The organism is Streptomyces sp. PTY087I2, from assembly GCF_001687325.1.
Classification (GTDB): domain Bacteria; phylum Actinomycetota; class Actinomycetes; order Streptomycetales; family Streptomycetaceae; genus Streptomyces.
Genome location: NZ_LZRD01000009.1, coordinates 88,477 through 104,504, shown reverse-complemented (window position 1 = coordinate 104,504; position 16,028 = coordinate 88,477). Strand labels below are relative to the sequence as shown.

At 68.6% G+C, this 16,028-nt stretch carries 14 protein-coding genes; 7 read left to right on the top strand and 7 right to left on the bottom strand.

The window, feature by feature from the left end; translation table 11 throughout:
• Positions 1–90: 90 nt before the first annotated feature.
• The gene (locus A3Q37_RS11795) at positions 91–1,533 is read left to right on the top strand and encodes a CCA tRNA nucleotidyltransferase (protein ID WP_065482092.1); all 1,443 of its coding nucleotides are present in this window, start codon (positions 91–93) and stop codon (positions 1,531–1,533) included.
• A 114-nt stretch (positions 1,534–1,647) separates the two neighbouring features.
• On the opposite strand, the gene A3Q37_RS11790 is transcribed toward A3Q37_RS11795, so the two are convergent.
• The 3 genes from A3Q37_RS11790 to A3Q37_RS11780 all read right to left on the bottom strand — a co-directional run bounded on the left by A3Q37_RS11790 (position 1,648) and on the right by A3Q37_RS11780 (position 4,933).
• Complete coding sequence (locus tag A3Q37_RS11790) at positions 1,648–2,916, bottom strand: MFS transporter (RefSeq protein ID WP_065482089.1); 1,269 nt, start codon at positions 2,914–2,916, stop codon at positions 1,648–1,650.
• A 167-nt stretch (positions 2,917–3,083) separates the two neighbouring features.
• A complete protein-coding gene (locus A3Q37_RS11785) occupies positions 3,084–4,166 on the bottom strand; it encodes an inositol-3-phosphate synthase (protein WP_065482086.1) in 1,083 nt (360 codons plus the stop codon).
• Positions 4,167–4,225: 59 nt separating this feature from the next.
• Positions 4,226–4,933, bottom strand: a complete 708-nt coding sequence (locus tag A3Q37_RS11780; RefSeq protein ID WP_065482083.1) for a PadR family transcriptional regulator — start codon at positions 4,931–4,933, stop codon at positions 4,226–4,228.
• 676 nt (positions 4,934–5,609) lie between these two features.
• On the opposite strand from A3Q37_RS11780, the gene A3Q37_RS11775 reads away from it, so the two are divergent.
• Both A3Q37_RS11775 and A3Q37_RS11770 read left to right on the top strand, forming a co-directional pair.
• Positions 5,610–8,033 carry a transglycosylase domain-containing protein gene (locus A3Q37_RS11775; RefSeq protein WP_065482082.1) on the top strand — a complete coding sequence of 808 codons (2,424 nt, stop codon included), beginning with the start codon at positions 5,610–5,612 and terminating at the stop codon, positions 8,031–8,033.
• A 169-nt stretch (positions 8,034–8,202) separates the two neighbouring features.
• Positions 8,203–9,714 (top strand): glycosyltransferase family 87 protein, encoded by a 1,512-nt coding sequence (locus A3Q37_RS11770; protein ID WP_176711402.1) that lies wholly within the window; start codon positions 8,203–8,205, stop codon positions 9,712–9,714.
• A gap of 22 nt (positions 9,715–9,736) precedes the next feature.
• Here A3Q37_RS11770 and A3Q37_RS11765 read toward each other — a convergent pair whose 3' ends face one another.
• From A3Q37_RS11765 to A3Q37_RS11755, 3 genes are all read right to left on the bottom strand, one after another.
• Complete coding sequence (locus A3Q37_RS11765) at positions 9,737–10,768, bottom strand: alanine racemase (RefSeq protein WP_065482078.1); 1,032 nt, start codon at positions 10,766–10,768, stop codon at positions 9,737–9,739.
• A gap of 78 nt (positions 10,769–10,846) precedes the next feature.
• Positions 10,847–11,965, bottom strand: a complete 1,119-nt coding sequence (locus A3Q37_RS11760; protein ID WP_006126009.1) for a peptidoglycan bridge formation glycyltransferase FemA/FemB family protein — start codon at positions 11,963–11,965, stop codon at positions 10,847–10,849.
• Positions 11,966–12,137: 172 nt separating this feature from the next.
• The gene (locus A3Q37_RS11755) at positions 12,138–12,449 is read right to left on the bottom strand and encodes a hypothetical protein (RefSeq protein WP_006126010.1); all 312 of its coding nucleotides are present in this window, start codon (positions 12,447–12,449) and stop codon (positions 12,138–12,140) included.
• Between the two features lie 333 nt (positions 12,450–12,782).
• Here A3Q37_RS11755 and rpsF point away from each other — a divergent pair, with 333 nt between their 5' ends.
• The 4 genes from rpsF (at position 12,783) to rplI (ending at position 14,495) form a co-directional block, all read left to right on the top strand.
• Positions 12,783–13,073: a 30S ribosomal protein S6 gene (rpsF, locus tag A3Q37_RS11750; RefSeq protein ID WP_006126011.1), complete on the top strand. Its 291-nt coding sequence runs from the start codon at positions 12,783–12,785 to the stop codon at positions 13,071–13,073.
• A gap of 74 nt (positions 13,074–13,147) precedes the next feature.
• On the top strand, positions 13,148–13,750 hold the full coding sequence (locus A3Q37_RS11745; RefSeq protein ID WP_065482077.1) for a single-stranded DNA-binding protein: 603 nt from the start codon (positions 13,148–13,150) through the stop codon (positions 13,748–13,750).
• 43 nt (positions 13,751–13,793) lie between these two features.
• Positions 13,794–14,030 carry a 30S ribosomal protein S18 gene (gene rpsR / locus A3Q37_RS11740; protein ID WP_003967857.1) on the top strand — a complete coding sequence of 79 codons (237 nt, stop codon included), beginning with the start codon at positions 13,794–13,796 and terminating at the stop codon, positions 14,028–14,030.
• Between the two features lie 18 nt (positions 14,031–14,048).
• Entirely contained in the window at positions 14,049–14,495 is a 447-nt protein-coding gene (gene rplI / locus A3Q37_RS11735; protein WP_030576021.1) for a 50S ribosomal protein L9, read from the top strand.
• Between the two features lie 189 nt (positions 14,496–14,684).
• Here the strand turns inward: rplI and A3Q37_RS11730 are convergent, their stop codons facing one another.
• Positions 14,685–16,022 (bottom strand): MATE family efflux transporter, encoded by a 1,338-nt coding sequence (locus tag A3Q37_RS11730; protein WP_065482075.1) that lies wholly within the window; start codon positions 16,020–16,022, stop codon positions 14,685–14,687.
• Positions 16,023–16,028 lie beyond the last annotated feature (6 nt).

The following is a 16,028-nucleotide window of genomic DNA, read 5'->3' as shown; positions in this document are numbered from 1 at the left end:
TGGGGTCCGTCGCACATGATCGCGGGCATCCCGCAGGGACGACGTAAACGATGACGTCGCGACCGGCCCGTGCACGTACCCTTTTCTGTTGTGCCGAACGCCAACGAAGAGAACGCCAGTGCACTGAGCCAGGTGCAGCACCGCGCGGTGAGTGAGCTGCTGCGGGTGTCCCCGGTCGCCGACGACCTCGCCCGCCGATTCCAGGAGGCCGGATTCGGTCTCGCGCTGGTCGGCGGATCGGTCCGTGACGCTCTGCTGGGCCGGCTCGGGAACGACCTGGACTTCACCACCGATGCCCGCCCCGAGGACGTACTCAAGATCGTCCGCCCCTGGGCCGACTCGGTGTGGGAGGTCGGGATCGCCTTCGGCACCGTCGGCTCCCAGAAGGACGGCTACCAGATCGAGGTCACGACCTACCGGTCCGAGGCCTACGACCGGACCTCGCGCAAGCCGGAGGTCTCCTACGGCGACTCCATCGAGGACGACCTCGTGCGCCGCGACTTCACGGTCAACGCGATGGCCGTGGCGCTGCCGGAGAAGGAGTTCGTCGATCCGTACGGAGGGCTGAAGGACCTCGCCGACCGGGTGCTGCGCACCCCGGGCACGCCCGAGGCGTCCTTCTCCGACGACCCGCTGCGCATGCTGCGTGCGGCGCGCTTCGCCGCGCAGCTCGACTTCGAGGTCGCCCCCGAGGTCGTCACCGCCATGACGGAGATGGCCGCGCGGATCGACATCGTCTCCGCGGAGCGGGTCCGCGACGAACTCAACAAGCTGCTGCTCTCCCAGCACCCGCGCAAGGGCCTGGGGCTTCTGGTCGACACCGGGCTGGCCGCTCATGTGCTGCCGGAGCTTCCGGCGCTGCGCCTGGAGAGTGACGAGCATCACCGCCACAAGGACGTCTACGAGCACTCGCTGACCGTCCTGGAGCAGGCCATCGATCTGGAGGAGGACGGTCCCGACCTCGTCCTGCGGCTGGCCGCGCTGCTCCATGACATCGGGAAGCCGCGGACCCGCCGCTTCGAGAAGGACGGCCGGGTCTCCTTCCACCACCACGAGGTGGTGGGCGCGAAGATGACGAAGAAGCGCATGACCGAGCTCAAATACTCCAACGAGCTGGTCAAGGACGTGTCGCGGCTGGTGGAGCTGCACCTGCGCTTCCACGGGTACGGCGACGGCGAGTGGACCGACTCCGCGGTGCGCCGGTATGTGCGCGACGCCGGGCCGCTGCTGGAAAGGCTCCACAAGCTGACCCGGTCGGACTGCACGACCCGGAACAAGCGGAAGGCCAACGCGCTCTCCCGTACCTACGACGGGCTGGAGGAACGCATCGCTCTGCTCCAGGAGCAGGAGGAGCTGGACTCGATCCGCCCCGATCTGGACGGCAACGAGATCATGCAGATCCTCGGGGTCGGACCCGGACCGGTGATCGGCAAGGCGTACGGCTTCCTGCTGGAGCAGCGCCTGGAGCACGGGCCCATGGAACGGGACGCCGCGGTGGCGGCGCTCAAGGAGTGGTGGGCGCGGCAGGACTGAGCCCGGGAGGGCGATGTTTCACGTGAAACATCGCCGCTGGACGTATCGCCGACTGGATGTGCTGAGGGGCGTTGTTTCACGTGAAACAACGCCCCTCAGCACATCCCTGACCGGCTACTGCCGGGCATCGGTACGTCGCCAGCGGAACATCGTCACCGCGACCACCGCGTACAGCACCGAAACGACCGCCACGACGGTGACCGATCTGCCGTCCGGCGGGAGCATCAACGCCGCCACCCCCGCAGCGCTCACGAACGCGACGTTGAAGAGCACGTCGTAGAGCGAGAAGACCCGGCCGCGGAAGGAATCGTCGACCGAGGTCTGTACGACGGTGTCGGTCGCGATCTTCGAGCCCTGCGTCACGACGCCGAGCACGAACGCGGCGATCAGCATCGGGGCGGGAGCGAAGGAGAGGCCCAGGGTAGGCACCAGGATCGCTGCCGCCCCGGCACAGCCCACGATCCACCCGTACCGGCCGAGCCGGCTCACCGCCCACGGGGTGAGAACGGCGGCGACGAAGAACCCCGCACCGGAGACCGCGACCGCCAGGCCGAGCAGGGCCAGCCCGTCGGACTCGGTGTCGGACCAGGCGTAACGGCACAGCATGAGCACCATCACGGTGAGCGCGCCGTAGCAGAAGCGGATCACGGTCATGGCGGCCAGGGCCTTGGCCGCATGGCTCCGCTGCGCCAGATGGCGCAGCCCGGCGACGAGCCCCCGGGCGGTGACGGCGAGAGCGGCCCGCAGCCGCATCGGGCTCTCGTCGAGATCCGGCCCCAGCAGGGTGCGGGGGAGGCTCAGAGAGGCCAGCGCGGAGAGCAGATAGAGCATCGCGCCCAGCAGGACGACCGCCGCGTCGGAATCGTCGGCCAGCAGCCGTACGACGAAGGCGAGGCCGCCTCCCGCGGTGGCCGCCAGGGTGCCGGCGGTCGGGGAGAGGGAATTCGCGACGACGAGGCGGTCGGTGTCGACGACCCGGGGCAGGGCGGCGGAGAGACCGGCCAGCACGAAGCGGTTGACGGCGGTGACGCAGAGGGCCGAGGCGTAGAAGAGCCAGTCGGGCACCGAGGCGAGAATCAGCAGGGCCGTGGAGCAGGCCAGGGCGGCCCGCAGGAGGTTCCCGTAGAGGAAGACCTGGCGTCGGGGCCAGCGGTCCAGCAGCACCCCCGCGAAGGGCCCGATCAAGGAGTAGGGCAGGAGGAGCACGGCCATGGCGGAGGCGATGGCGGCGGCCGACGTCTGCTTCTCCGGGGAGAAGACGACGTATGTGGCGAGGGCGACCTGGTAGACGCCGTCGGCGGACTGGGACAGGAGCCGCACGGTGAGCAGGCGGCGGAAGTTCCGCAGGCGCAGCAGGGTGCGCAGATCACGCGCGACAGACATGGGAGCAAGCGTCACACACGTCGGGGGTCCGCGGGCGGATTGCCCGGGGACCCCCGACGTGCGGCAGGAAGAGATGAGCGTCTTAGCTCAGTACTCCCGGTGAGGCGGTCAGCGCTTCGGCGAACGCTGCCGGCGCTTCGGTGGAGCTGTCAGCCGAGAGGGCTGGTTCAGCGCTCCGTCTCGCCCTTGATGAACTTCTCGACGTTCTCGCGGGCCTCGTCGTCGAAGTACTGGACCGGCGGCGACTTCATGAAGTAGCTGCTCGCGGAGAGGATGGGGCCGCCGATGCCGCGGTCCTTGGCGATCTTCGCGGCGCGGACGGCGTCGATGATGACACCGGCCGAGTTCGGGGAGTCCCACACCTCGAGCTTGTACTCCAGGTTCAGCGGAACGTCGCCGAACGCGCGGCCCTCGAGGCGCACGTACGCCCACTTGCGGTCGTCCAGCCAGGCCACGTAGTCCGAGGGACCGATGTGGACGTTGCCGTCGCCGAGCTCGCGGTCACGGATCTGCGAGGTGACGGCCTGCGTCTTCGAGATCTTCTTGGACTCCAGGCGCTCACGCTCGAGCATGTTCTTGAAGTCCATGTTGCCGCCGACGTTCAGCTGCATGGTGCGGTCCAGGATGACACCGCGGTCCTCGAAGAGCTTCGCCATCACGCGGTGCGTGATGGTGGCGCCCACCTGGGACTTGATGTCGTCGCCGACGATCGGGACACCGGCCTCGGTGAACTTGTCCGCCCACTCCTTGGTGCCGGCGATGAAGACCGGGAGGGCGTTGACGAACGCGACCTTGGCGTCGATGGCGCACTGCGCGTAGAACTTCGCGGCGACCTCGGAACCGACGGGCAGGTAGCAGACGAGAACGTCGACCTGCTTGTCCTTGAGGACCTGGACGACGTCGACCGGGGCGTCCGTGGACTCCTCGATCGTCTCGCGGTAGTACTTGCCCAGACCGTCGTGGGTGTGGCCGCGCTGGACGGTCACGCCCGTGTTCGGCACGTCCGCGATCTTGATGGTGTTGTTCTCGCTGGCGCCGATGGCGTCCGCGAGGTCGAGGCCGACCTTCTTCGCGTCGACGTCGAAGGCGGCGACGAACTCGACGTCGCTGACGTGGTAATCGCCGAACTGGACGTGCATCAGACCGGGCACCTTGCCGGCCGGATCGGCGTCCTTGTAGTACTCGACGCCCTGCACCAGCGAGGCGGCGCAGTTACCCACGCCTACGATGGCTACGCGAACCGAACCCATTCCGGTTGCTCCCTGTGTAATCGGTGTTTCCGATGAAGTCGCCGCGGAGTGCGATGACTTCACTTGGCGGTGTCGTCGGACGGATCCGGCGGGGTGTTGTCCCGGTGCCGGGGCAGGCCGCCCGTCTCTCCAGGTGTGTCCTGCTGAGCAGAGCCCTCGGGCGAGGATCGTCGCCGATCCCGTCCCGACCGCTCGCTCTCGATGAGCTCGTTCAGCCAGCGCACTTCGCGCTCCACGGACTCCATGCCGTGCCGCTGTAGCTCAAGTGTGTAGTCGTCGAGTCGTTCACGGGTGCGGGCGAGAGAGGCGCGCATCTTCTCCAGGCGCTCCTCCAGCCGGCTGCGCCGGCCTTCGAGAACCCGCATCCGCACATCGCGTTCGGTCTGGCCGAAGAAGGCGAAGCGCGCTGCGAAGTGCTCGTCCTCCCAGGCGTCCGGACCGGTGTGCGACAGCAGCTCCTCGAAGTGCTCCTTACCTTCTGCCGTCAGCCGGTAGACGATCTTCGCCCGGCGTCCGGTCAGCGAGGACGAGGAAGCGGCCGAGCGTCCGGTGACCGGCGCGGTGTCCGCCGAGTCACCGGCGGGCTCCTCGATCAACCAGCCGCTGGCGACCAGCGTCTTGAGGCAGGGGTAGAGGGTCCCGTAACTGAACGCACGGAAGATCCCCAGCGAGGTGTTGAGGCGTTTACGCAGCTCATAGCCGTGCATCGGCGATTCGCGGAGCAGGCCGAGAACGGCGAACTCGAGGATGCCGGAGCGTCGGCTCACCGGTGCCTCCTCCTTCTCCCGCTGCTTCGGTCGGCACGGTCCACCGGAATCACCGGCGTACTTATGCCGTGCTGATGTATCGACTCGATACATCAGCACGATAGATCGGTCGGTCGTGTTCGACAAGGGTGACCTTCGTGAGCGGTGTCACATCGACAATTCCCAGGGTTCGACTTGCGTTGTTTGGGGTGAAGTTCGGCCCTAGGCGGGTTTTGACCGTGCGTAGTCTGTGCGGCATGCAGACCACCGGGAACCGCGGAGCGCTGACGCGCGTCAGTCATCGCGGACTGCCGGATGTACTGCGGATGAGCCTTCCGCAGTGGCTTGTCCGTAATTCGGGGGGACCGGATCTCAACTGCCGCTTCCAGGCGCTCTCGCCTGCCCGAGGAGTAGTCGTTCCATGAGCGAGCACCGTCGCAAATCGCCGCAGCCACAGGGTGGCGGGCGTGCCGCGGCCAGACGAGCCGCCCAGCAGTCGAGCGGACGCCGAGCGGCTCCGTCACGCAGAGCCACTTCCGTATCACCTTCCGAATCGCCGTCCGAGTCGTACGGCGAGGAGCGCCAGTACGGCAGTCGCGCCGAGGCCCGCCGCGCGGCACAGCGCGGCGGCCGCCGACGCGGTGGCGACGGCCCCGGAGGCCGTGGGCGCGACAACGGTGGCCCCGGCAAGAAGCGGATGATCGACTACCCGCGCTACGGCAAGTACGGGTTCCGTCGCTGGGTGCCCTCGTGGAAGCTGGTCTCGGGGCTCTGCCTGGCGTTCCTCGGCGCACTGATGGGCGTGGCGGGCATCTCGTACGCCGTGGTGAGCAAGCCGAACATCAACGAAACGGCCAAGGCCCAGAACAACGTCTACTACTGGGCCGACGGTACCCAGATGGTCGCGACCGGTGGTGCGGTCAACCGCCAGATCCTCAAGTACGAGCAGATTCCGGAGGCGATGCGCAACGCCGTGATCTCCGCCGAGAACAAGAGTTTCGAGACGGACCGCGGTATCGACCCGATGGGCATCGGCCGCGCGGTGTTCAACATGGCCACGGGCGGTGAGACCCAGGGCGGGTCGACCATCACCCAGCAGTACGTGAAGAACTCGATGCTCTCCCAGGACCAGACCCTCAAGCGGAAGTTCCAGGAACTCTTCATCACGCTCAAGGTCGCCGGTGAGGAGTCGAAGGAAGACGTGATGGCGGGCTACCTCAACGTCTCCTACTACGGACGTGGGGCCTCCGGTCTACAGGCAGCCGCCCGCACCTACTACAACAAGGACGCCGACGAGCTGGACGCGAGCGAGTGCGCCTTCCTGGCCACCCTGCTCAAGGGCGCGAGCTACTACGACCCCGCGGGCGCCCCCGACATCGACAAGGTCAACGCGACCAAGGTGAAGAACACCAAGCGTGCCAAGGAGCGCTGGGCGTGGATCCTTGACGAGCAGGTCAAGGACAAGCGGATGACGGCGGCGGAGCGCGCCAAGTACACCAAGTTCCCGGACCCGCTGCCGCCGAAGAAGGACGCCAAGCTGGGCGGCCAGACCGGCTACCTGGTGGAGCTCGCCAAGCAGTACTTCCTCGCCAACAACGACAAGGGCATCGACGCCAAGGCTCTCGAGCTGGGCGGCTTCGAGATCCACACCACCTTCCAGAAGAAGCGGGTGGAACAGCTCGAAGCCGCGGTGAAGAAGGTCTACAAGGCCAAGATCCGGCCCAAGGAGCGCCCCAAGACGGACACGCACGTCGAGTTCGGCGGGGCGTCCGTGGACGCGAAGACCGGCGCCATCATCGCCACGTACGGCGGTCAGGACGCCACCACGCACTTCACGAACAACGCCGACGCCACCGGCGCCCAGGTCGGTTCGACGTGGAAGCCCTTCGTGCTGACGGCGGCCATGCAGTACGGGGTGAGGGACCCTGCCGGCCCCAGGGAGCAGAGCGAGTCCCAGCGCACCCAGATCTCGCCGAAGAGCGTCTACAACGGCGACGACGGCCTGCGGATCAAGGACTACACGGGCAAGATCTGGCTGAACCAGGACGACGAGGAATGGCGCCAGACCAACGACGGCAACTACGACTACGGTGAGATCGACCTGCGGACGGCCATGGAGAAGTCTGCCAACTCCCCGTTCGTGCAGCTCGGCATGGATGTCGGTACGGACAAGGTCAAGGCCGTCGCCGTCGCCGCCGGTCTGAAGGACGACGAGTTCATGGCGGACGCGACCGTTCCCTCGTTCTCCATCGGTACCTCGTCGCCCAGCGCCATCCGCATGGCGGGGGCCTACGCCACCTTCGCCACGAGTGGTCAGCAGAACAACACCTACTCGGTGACCGAGGTGAAGCAGGGAGGCGTGGTCGTCTTCCAGCACAAGAAGAGGTCCAAGCGCGCCTTCAGCCCGATGATCGCCGACAATGTCACGGACGTGCTGAAGAACGTCGTGGAGAACGGGACGGGCCAGCCCGCCCGTCTGGAGGGCCGTGAGGCCGCGGGCAAGACCGGTACGACGGACGGCAACCGGTCCGCCTGGTTCGTCGGGTACACCCCGCAGATCTCGACCGCCATCAGCATGTTCCGGTTCGACGACGACGAGACGAACAAGACGCGCGAGTTCGAGAAGATGTTCGGCACGGGTGGCGAGGCGAAGATCCACGGAAACTCGTTCCCGGCCTCCATCTGGCACGACTACATGACCGTGGCGATGAAGGGCAAGAAGGCCATCGCCTTCCCCGAGCCGCAGGATCCGGGCGACATCGTGTGGGGCGGCGGCGCGGTCAGCCCCAGCCCGACGCCCAGCCCCACGCCCTCGGAGACGCCCTCCGAGGAGCCGAGCCCGACCCCGACGCCCACCCAGACCACCCCGAGCCCGACCCCGACGCCCACCAGGACGTGCAGCATCTTCGACCCGAACTGCCAGGCGGCCAACGGCGGGGCGAACGCGGGGGCGGACGGCGGCGGCCAGAACGGCGGCGCGGACGGCGGCGGCGACAGCGGTGGAGCCGACGGCGGCGGCGACAACTCCGGAACGACCGACGGTGGAGAGAACGGCGGATCCCAGGGAGCCAACGGCAACCCCGGCGGCGGAACCGGCTCGATCTGGGGCAACTCCGGATAGCCGGACCGTCGGCCGTGACCCTCACGGGGCGGTTCGGCACAGCGGCGAGGGCCGCCGTACCCACCCGGTACGGCGGCCCTCGCCGCGTTCCCGGCGGCACACGGCCCCCGCGTGCCCGTCCCGTGTCCCCCGAGCGGCCCTTGCCCCGGACACAGCCCCGTACGGCAGGATGTGCGGCATGCCAAGCCCCAGCGCAGAAGACACGAGCGTGCACCAGGAACCGCCCGTCGTGCGGCCCACCGATCAGGACGAGGTCGCGGCGGCCGGCAGCGAGCTGTTCGGTGGCCGGGTGGGGCGCTGGGCGCGGCTGGGCGACGGTCCGCTCACGCCCGTGCGCGTCGTCGCGCTGGTGATGATCGGGATGTTCGCCCTCGGCATGGTGCAGAAGATCCCCTGCTACGAGTGGGCCTGGTTCCGCGGCGCCACCTCGCAGTACACGCACGCCTGCTACTCGGACATTCCGCACCTCTTCCTGGGACGCGGGTTCGCCGACGGCCTCGTGCCGTACTTCGACCGGCTGAGCGGCGACATGCAGTACCTGGAGTACCCCGTGCTGACCGGGGTGTTCATGCAGGTGGCGGCCTGGCTGACGCTGACGCCCGACAGCGACCCCCTCCAGCAGCGCGAGCAGATGTACTGGATGGTCAACGCGGGCATGCTGATGATCTGCGCGGTCGTCATCGCCGTGTGCACCGTCCGCACGCACCGGCGTCGCCCCTGGGACGGTCTGCTGGTCGCGCTGGCGCCCGCGTTCGCCCTCACCGCGACCATCAACTGGGACCTGCTGGCCGTCGCCCTGACGGCCGCGGCGATGCTCATGTGGTCCCGGGGCCGGGTGCTCGCCTTCGGGATCCTCATCGGCCTGGCCACGGCCGCCAAGCTCTACCCCGTCCTCCTGCTCGGCCCGCTCTTGGTGCTCTGCTGGCGCGCGGGCCGGTGGCGCGAGTTCGGGACGGCCTTGCTGGGCGCGGGCACGGCCTGGCTGGTGGTGAACCTGCCGGTGATGATCTTCGCCCCCGAGGGGTGGCGGAAGTTCTACACGTTCAGCCAGGAGCGGCCGATCGACTTCGGTTCGTTCTGGCTGATCATCACGCAGCGCACCGGCAAGCCCATCGACGTGGAGACGGTCAACACCGCCTCGGTCGTCCTCATGGTCGTCTTCTGCGCGGGCATCGCCGGTCTGGCGCTCTCCGCGGCGCGCAGGCCGCGCTTCGCCCAGCTGGCGTTCCTGGTGGTGGCCGCGTTCATCCTGACGAACAAGGTCTACTCACCGCAGTACGTGCTCTGGCTGATTCCGCTGGCCGTCCTGGCGCGGCCGCGCTGGCGCGACTTCCTCATCTGGCAGGCCTGCGAGGTCATGTACTTCCTGGGGATCTGGTTCTACCTCGCCTACACCAGCGGCGGGGACAAGCACCAGGGGCTGCCGCAGGAGGGCTACCAAGTCGCGATCGCGCTGCATCTGCTGGGCACGCTGTACCTGTGCGCGCTGGTCGTCCGGGACATCCTGCTGCCGGAGAAGGACCCGGTGCGCGGGGACGGGTCGGACGACCCGTCGGGCGGGGTGCTCGACGGGGCACCGGACACGTTCGTACTCGCGCCCGAGGCCCGTTCGTCCGGGCACGCGGCTCGGATGGAAGGGCCTCGGGTGGAGTGGGGCGCGACGCCCACCCGGAACGGCTGAGCGGGATCCCGGAACGGGTGGCTCAGCGGTCGACGAGCCGGTCGTACTGGGTGGTCGTGTGGCGCAGATGCGCGACCAGTTCGTCGCCGACCCGCGGCTCCTGGGCGTCCGAGGGGACGAACAGGATCGACACCTGCATGTGCGGCGGCTCGGCGAACCACCGCTGCTTGCCCGCCCAGACGAACGGTGAGAGGTTGCGGTTGACCGTGGCCAGGCCCGCGCGGGCGACGCCCTTGGCCCTCGGCATCACGCCGTGCAGCGCCTTGGGCGCCTCCAGGCCGACCCCGTGGGACGTACCGCCGGCCACGACGACCAGCCAGCCGTCGGAGGCGGCCTTCTGCTGGCGGTAGCCGAACCGGTCGCCCTTGACGACGGGGGTGACGTCCAGGACGGCCCCCCTGTACTCGGTGGCCTCGTGGTCGCCGAGCCAGAGCCGGGTGCCGATCCGGGCGCGGAAGCGGGTCTGCGGGAACTGCTGCTGGAGCCGGGCCAGCTCCTCGGCGCGCAGATGGCTGACGAACATGGTGTGCAGCGGCAGCCGGGCCGCGCGCAGCCGGTCCATCCAGCCGATGACCTCCTCGACGGCGTCGGAGCCGTCGGTGCGGTCCAGCGGCAGGTGCAGCGCGAAGCCTTCGAGCCGTACGTCCTCGATCGCCGCGTGCAGCAGCCCCAGCTCCTCCTCCTTGACGCCGTGGCGCTTCATCGAGCTCATGCACTCGATGACGACCCGGGCGCCCACCAGGGCGTGCACCCCGTCGACGGAGGAGACGGACCGGATGACGCGGTCCGGCAGCGGTACGGGCTCCTCACCGCGCCGGAACGGGGTCAGGACGAGCAGATCGCCGCTGAACCAGTCCTTGATCCGGGCCGCCTCGTAGGTCGTCCCGACGGCGAGGGTGTCGGACCCGAAGCGGATCGTCTCGTCGGCGAGGCGCTCATGGCCGAAGCCGTAGCCGTTGCCCTTGCAGACGGGTACGAGACCGGGGAACTGGTCGATCACGGACTTCTGGTGCGCCCGCCAGCGCGCGGTGTCGACGTAGAGGGAGAGCGCCATGGCCGGCCCGGAACCTTTCTGGTGGCTGCGGTGAATCAGGGAACGAACGGGTGGTGCCGCGAGAGGTATTGAAGCCGGTCAGCGGCGGGACATATAGATGTCGAGCGCCTTGTGGAGCAGCTTGTTGAGCGGGAAGTCCCACTCGCCGACGTACTCGACGGCCTCACCGCCGGTGCCGACCTTGAACTGGATCAGGCCGAAGAGGTGGTCGGTCTCGTCCAGCGAGTCGCTGATGCCACGCAGGTCGTAGACGGTCGCGCCCATCGCGTAGCTGTCGCGCAGCATGCGCCACTGCATCGCGTTCGACGGCCGGACCTCGCGCCCGATGTTGTCGGAGGCGCCGTAGGAGTACCAGACGTGTCCGCCGACGACGAGCATCGTGGCCGCGGAGAGGTTCACGCCGTTGTGCCGGGCGAAGTAGAGCCGCATCCGGTTGGGGTCCTCGGAGTTGAGGACGGTCCACATCCGCTGGAAGTACGAGAGCGGGCGCGGCCGGAAGTGGTCGCGCACGGCGGTGATCTCGTACAGCCGCTGCCACTCGGCCAGGTCCTCGTAGCCGCCCTGGACGACCTCGACGCCGGCCTTGTCGGCCTTCTTGATGTTGCGGCGCCACAGCTGGTTGAAGCCCTTGAGGACGTCCTCCAGGGAGCGGTTGGCCAGCGGCACCTGGAAGACGTAGCGGGGCTGTACGTCACCGAATCCGGCGCCGCCGTCCTCGCCCTGCTGCCAGCCCATCTTCCGCAGCCGGTCCGCGACCTCGAAGGCGCGCGGCTCGATGTGCGTGGCCTCGACGTCGCGCAGGCGCTTCACGTCCGGGTCCTGGATGCCGGACTTGATGGCCGCGGAGTCCCAGCGGCGGATGACCACCGGCGGGCCCATCTTCACGGAGAAGGCGCCCTGCTGCTTGAGGTGGGCGAGCATCGGCTGGAGCCAGTCGTCCAGGTTCGGCGCGTACCAGTTGATGACCGGGCCCTCGGGGAGGTACGCCAGGTAGCGCTTGATCTTGGGCAGCTGGCGGTACAGGACGAGGCCCGCGCCGACGATCTGGCCGTCCCGGTCGAACCAGCCCAGGTTCTCCGAGCGCCATTCGGTCTTCACGTCAGCCCACGCCGGGACCTGGCAGTGACTGGCCGAAGGCAGGCTCTGGATGTACGCCAGATGCTGCTCTCGGCTGATGGTCCTCAGGGTCAGGCTCATGCGGGGCGCTCCTCGGCAGGTGTGTCCCCATCGGTCAGGGGCTCCGGCTCTCGCGCCGAAGCCTACTGTGACCGAGGGGCGCCCGGCCTGGCCCCGGGGGGACGGAACGTGACGCGGACCGGTGCGGGCGCCCGGGCACCCGCACCGGTCCGCGTTCCGGCCGGTGCTCCGGTCAGGTGATCACGCCGCCGAAGAGGCCGCCGTGGGCCATGCCGAGGAAGAAGCCGACGGCGGACGCGCCGAGCCCGATGATCAGGCCGAACCGTTCGCCGGTGGTCCTGGAGACGTACATCCCGTATCCACCGGTCAGGATGCCGACCAGCCCGGCCCACGAGCTGATCAGGTGGAGGTGGTGGAACATCGCCGTCACGAAGGCGAGGGCGCCCAGCACGAGAGTCACGGCGAGCAGGGTGTCCTGGAGCGGGTGCGGCTTGCCGTCCGTCGCGAAGAGCGAACCGGTGGCGGGGCGGATGGTCTGTGCCATGGAGTACCTCCTGGCCGGACAGGTGGGGCGGGTGGATCCGACGCCTCTGCCGCTGCGGCGGGTGTAGCGCCTCTCACACCGCATCTGTCTCGATTGTGCCCTCTGAGCTCCTGATTTCAACCGGAAGCCGGTCTACGGGTAGTCTGTACGGTCTGCACCGGTGTCTGCCCAGGCCAGCACGGCGAGCCTCTCCCCGAACCTCCTCCACGGGATCGTTCGGGAGCGGATTGTCCGTGCCGGGTGTTCTCCTCGGGGACGCCGTTGCATCACGCATCACGACCCTCCTGCCACGGAACGACCGTGGCCGCTGAGTCCAAAGGAGGTGGGTTCCACATGCGTCACTACGAGGTGATGGTCATCCTCGACCCCGATCTCGAGGAGCGAGCAGTCTCCCCGCTGATCGAGAACTTCCTCTCCGTCGTCCGTGAGGGCAACGGAAAGGTGGAGAAGGTCGACACCTGGGGCCGTCGTCGGCTCGCCTACGAGATCAAGAAGAAGCCCGAGGGCATCTACTCGGTCATCGACCTGCAGGCCGAGCCTGCGGTCGTCAAGGAGCTCGACCGCCAGATGAACCTGAACGAGTCGGTCCTCCGGACCAAGGTCCTCCGTCCCGAAGTCCACTGAGCATCTAGCTCAGCGGTTTTCGGGTCCGAGTAGCAGCAAGCAGCCAGAAGCAATCCCCGCCGAGAGGTTCACCCATGGCAGGCGAGACCGTCATCACGGTCGTCGGCAATCTCGTCGACGACCCCGAGCTGCGCTTCACCCCGTCCGGTGCGGCGGTCGCGAAGTTCCGTGTCGCGTCCACTCCCCGCATCTTCGACCGGCAGACCAATGAGTGGAAGGACGGCGAAGGCCTGTTCCTCACCTGCTCGGTCTGGCGTCAGGCGGCGGAGAACGTCGCGGAATCGCTCCAGCGAGGCATGCGCGTCGTCGTGCAGGGCCGGCTGAAGCAGCGGTCCTACGAGGACCGTGAGGGCGTCAAGCGCACGGTCTACGAGCTGGACGTCGAGGAAGTCGGCCCCAGCCTCAAGAACGCCACGGCCAAGGTCACCAAGACCACCGGTCGCGGTGGCCAGGGTGGCCAGGGTGGATACGGCGGTGGCCAGCAGGGCGGCGGCAACTGGGGCGGCGGTCCCGGTGGCGGCGGCCAGCAGGGCGGCGGCGGTGCACCCGCCGACGACCCGTGGGCGACCGGCGGCCAGGGCGGGGGACAGCAGGGCGGCGGAGGCGGCTGGGGCGGAAGCTCCGGCGGTTCCGGCGGCTCCTCCGGCGGCGGCTACTCGGACGAGCCTCCCTTCTAGGGCTGCTCGTACCCCCACTTCTTGATCACACAGGAGAAACACCATGGCGAAGCCGCCTGTGCGCAAGCCTAAGAAGAAGGTCTGCGCGTTCTGCAAGGACAAGACCCAGTACGTGGACTACAAGGACACGAACATGCTGCGGAAGTTCATTTCCGACCGCGGCAAGATCCGTGCCCGCCGCGTCACCGGCAACTGCACGCAGCACCAGCGTGACGTCGCCACGGCAGTCAAGAACAGCCGTGAGATGGCGCTGCTGCCCTACACGTCCACCGCGCGATAAGGGAAGGGTGACAACAGCATGAAGATCATCCTCACCCACGAGGTCTCCGGCCTCGGTGCCGCCGGCGACGTCGTCGACGTCAAGGACGGGTACGCCCGCAACTACCTGGTTCCGCGTGGCTTCGCCATTCGCTGGACCAAGGGCGGCGAGAAGGACGTGGCGCAGATCCGCCGCGCCCGCAAGATCCACGAGATCGCGACGATCGAGCAGGCCAACGAGATCAAGGCCAAGCTCGAGGGCGTGAAGGTCCGTCTGGCTGTTCGCTCCGGCGACGCCGGCCGTCTCTTCGGCTCCGTGACCCCGGCCGACATCGCCTCGGCGATCAAGGCTGCCGGTGGTCCCGACGTCGACAAGCGTCGCGTCGAGCTCGGCTCGCCGATCAAGACGCTGGGCGGACACCAGGTGTCCGTCCGTCTGCACCCCGAGGTCGCAGCGAAGCTCGGCGTCGAGGTCGTTGCTGCCTAAGGGCAGAGCTCAGCAGAGCCACTGAAGGGCCGCACCCTCTGGGTGCGGCCCTTCGCTGTTGTCCGGACGCGTTGTGTCGGAGGCGCGGTGTTCGGGCGCACGGTGTTTCACGTGAAACGAGGGGCTGTTCAAGGAGGGGGCTGTTTCACGTGAAACAGCCCCCTCGGGACAGACGGCGGATCGGGCTGATCAGCGTGTAGCCCCGGTCACGACCCATCGGCCCGACCGGGTCCGCAGCCAGAGCGTGATCAGGCGGACGGTCATCATCAGTGTCATCGCCCACCAGAGCGCGGTGAGCCCGCCGCCGAGTGAGGGCACCAGGAGCGCGACGGGAGCGAAGACGGCGAGCGTCACCAGCATCGCCCAGGCCAGATAGCGCCCGTCACCGGCTCCCATCAGGACGCCGTCCAGGACGAAGACCACGCCGGCGATCGGCTGGGAGACCGCCACGACCAGGAGCGCGGGAAGCAGGGTGTCCTTCACGGAGGGGTCGCTCGTGAAGAGCGGGATGAACAGGGGCCGGGCGAGCACAATGAGGACGCCGAGCACGATGCCGCAGCCGATACCCCACTCGACCATGCGACGGCAGGCCTCGCGCGCGCCCTTCTCGTCGTCCGCCCCGAGGTACCGGCCGATGATCGCCTGACCCGCGATGGCGATGGCGTCGAGCGCGAAAGCGGTGAGGCTCCAGAGGGAGAGGATGATCTGGTGCGCGGCGATGTCGACGTCCCCGAGGCGGGCGGCGACGGCGGTGGCGATCATCAGGACGGCGCGCAGGGACAGGGTCCGGATCAGCAGGGGTACGCCGGCCCGCGCGCTGGCCCTGATCCCGGCCGCGTCGGGGCGCAGGGACGCGCCGTGCCTGCGTGCGCCGCGGATCACCACGACGAGATAGGCGGCGGCCATGCCTGCCTGGGCGATCACCGTTCCCCACGCGGATCCGGCGATGCCGAGCCCGGCGCCGTAGACGAGGGTCACGTTGAGGACGGCGTTCGCCGAGAAGCCGCCGACGGCGACGTACAGCGGGGTGCGGGTGTCCTGGAGGCCGCGCAGTACGCCGGTGGCGGCGAGCACGACGAGCATGGCCGGGATGCCGAGGATGGAGATCCTCAGATACGTGATGGCGTACGGGGCCGCGGTGTCGGAGGCGCCGAAGACGTCGACGAGCCAGGGGGCCGTCGGCATCGCGAGGGCGACGACGGCGGCTCCGAGCAGAAGGGCGAGCCAGATGCCGTCCATGCCCTGACGGATGGCGGCGGGCAGATCGCCCGCCCCCACGCGGCGGGCGACGGCCGCCGTGGTCGCGTAGGCGAGGAAGACGAAGATGCTCACGGCCGTCATCAGGAGGGCTGCGGCGATGCCGAGGCCGGCCAGCTGCGGGGTGCCGAGGTGGCCGACGACGGCGCTGTCGACCATCACGAACAGGGGCTCGGCGACGAGTGCGCCGAACGCCGGGACGGCAAGGGCGATGATCTCGCGGTCGTGTCGTCGGCGGCCGGTCTTCGGGGTCGCGGAGGCCTGGGTCATGGGGTC

Bases quoted from the DNA above. Each gene is read 5' to 3' on its own strand.
- A3Q37_RS11790 (WP_065482089.1), bottom strand. From the start codon at position 2,916: ATGTCTGTCGCGCGTGATCTGCGCACCCTGCTGCGCCTGCGGAACTTC.
- A3Q37_RS11785 (WP_065482086.1), bottom strand. From the start codon at position 4,166: ATGGGTTCGGTTCGCGTAGCCATCGTAGGCGTGGGTAACTGCGCCGCC.
- A3Q37_RS11775 (WP_065482082.1), top strand. From the start codon at position 5,610: ATGATCGACTACCCGCGCTACGGCAAGTACGGGTTCCGTCGCTGGGTG.
- A3Q37_RS11770 (WP_176711402.1), top strand. From the start codon at position 8,203: ATGTGCGGCATGCCAAGCCCCAGCGCAGAAGACACGAGCGTGCACCAG.
- A3Q37_RS11765 (WP_065482078.1), bottom strand. From the start codon at position 10,768: ATGGCGCTCTCCCTCTACGTCGACACCGCGCGCTGGCGGGCGCACCAG.
- A3Q37_RS11760 (WP_006126009.1), bottom strand. From the start codon at position 11,965: ATGAGCCTGACCCTGAGGACCATCAGCCGAGAGCAGCATCTGGCGTAC.
- A3Q37_RS11755 (WP_006126010.1), bottom strand. From the start codon at position 12,449: ATGGCACAGACCATCCGCCCCGCCACCGGTTCGCTCTTCGCGACGGAC.
- rpsF (WP_006126011.1), top strand. From the start codon at position 12,783: ATGCGTCACTACGAGGTGATGGTCATCCTCGACCCCGATCTCGAGGAG.
- A3Q37_RS11745 (WP_065482077.1), top strand. From the start codon at position 13,148: ATGGCAGGCGAGACCGTCATCACGGTCGTCGGCAATCTCGTCGACGAC.
- rpsR (WP_003967857.1), top strand. From the start codon at position 13,794: ATGGCGAAGCCGCCTGTGCGCAAGCCTAAGAAGAAGGTCTGCGCGTTC.
- rplI (WP_030576021.1), top strand. From the start codon at position 14,049: ATGAAGATCATCCTCACCCACGAGGTCTCCGGCCTCGGTGCCGCCGGC.
- A3Q37_RS11730 (WP_065482075.1), bottom strand. From the start codon at position 16,022: ATGACCCAGGCCTCCGCGACCCCGAAGACCGGCCGCCGACGACACGAC.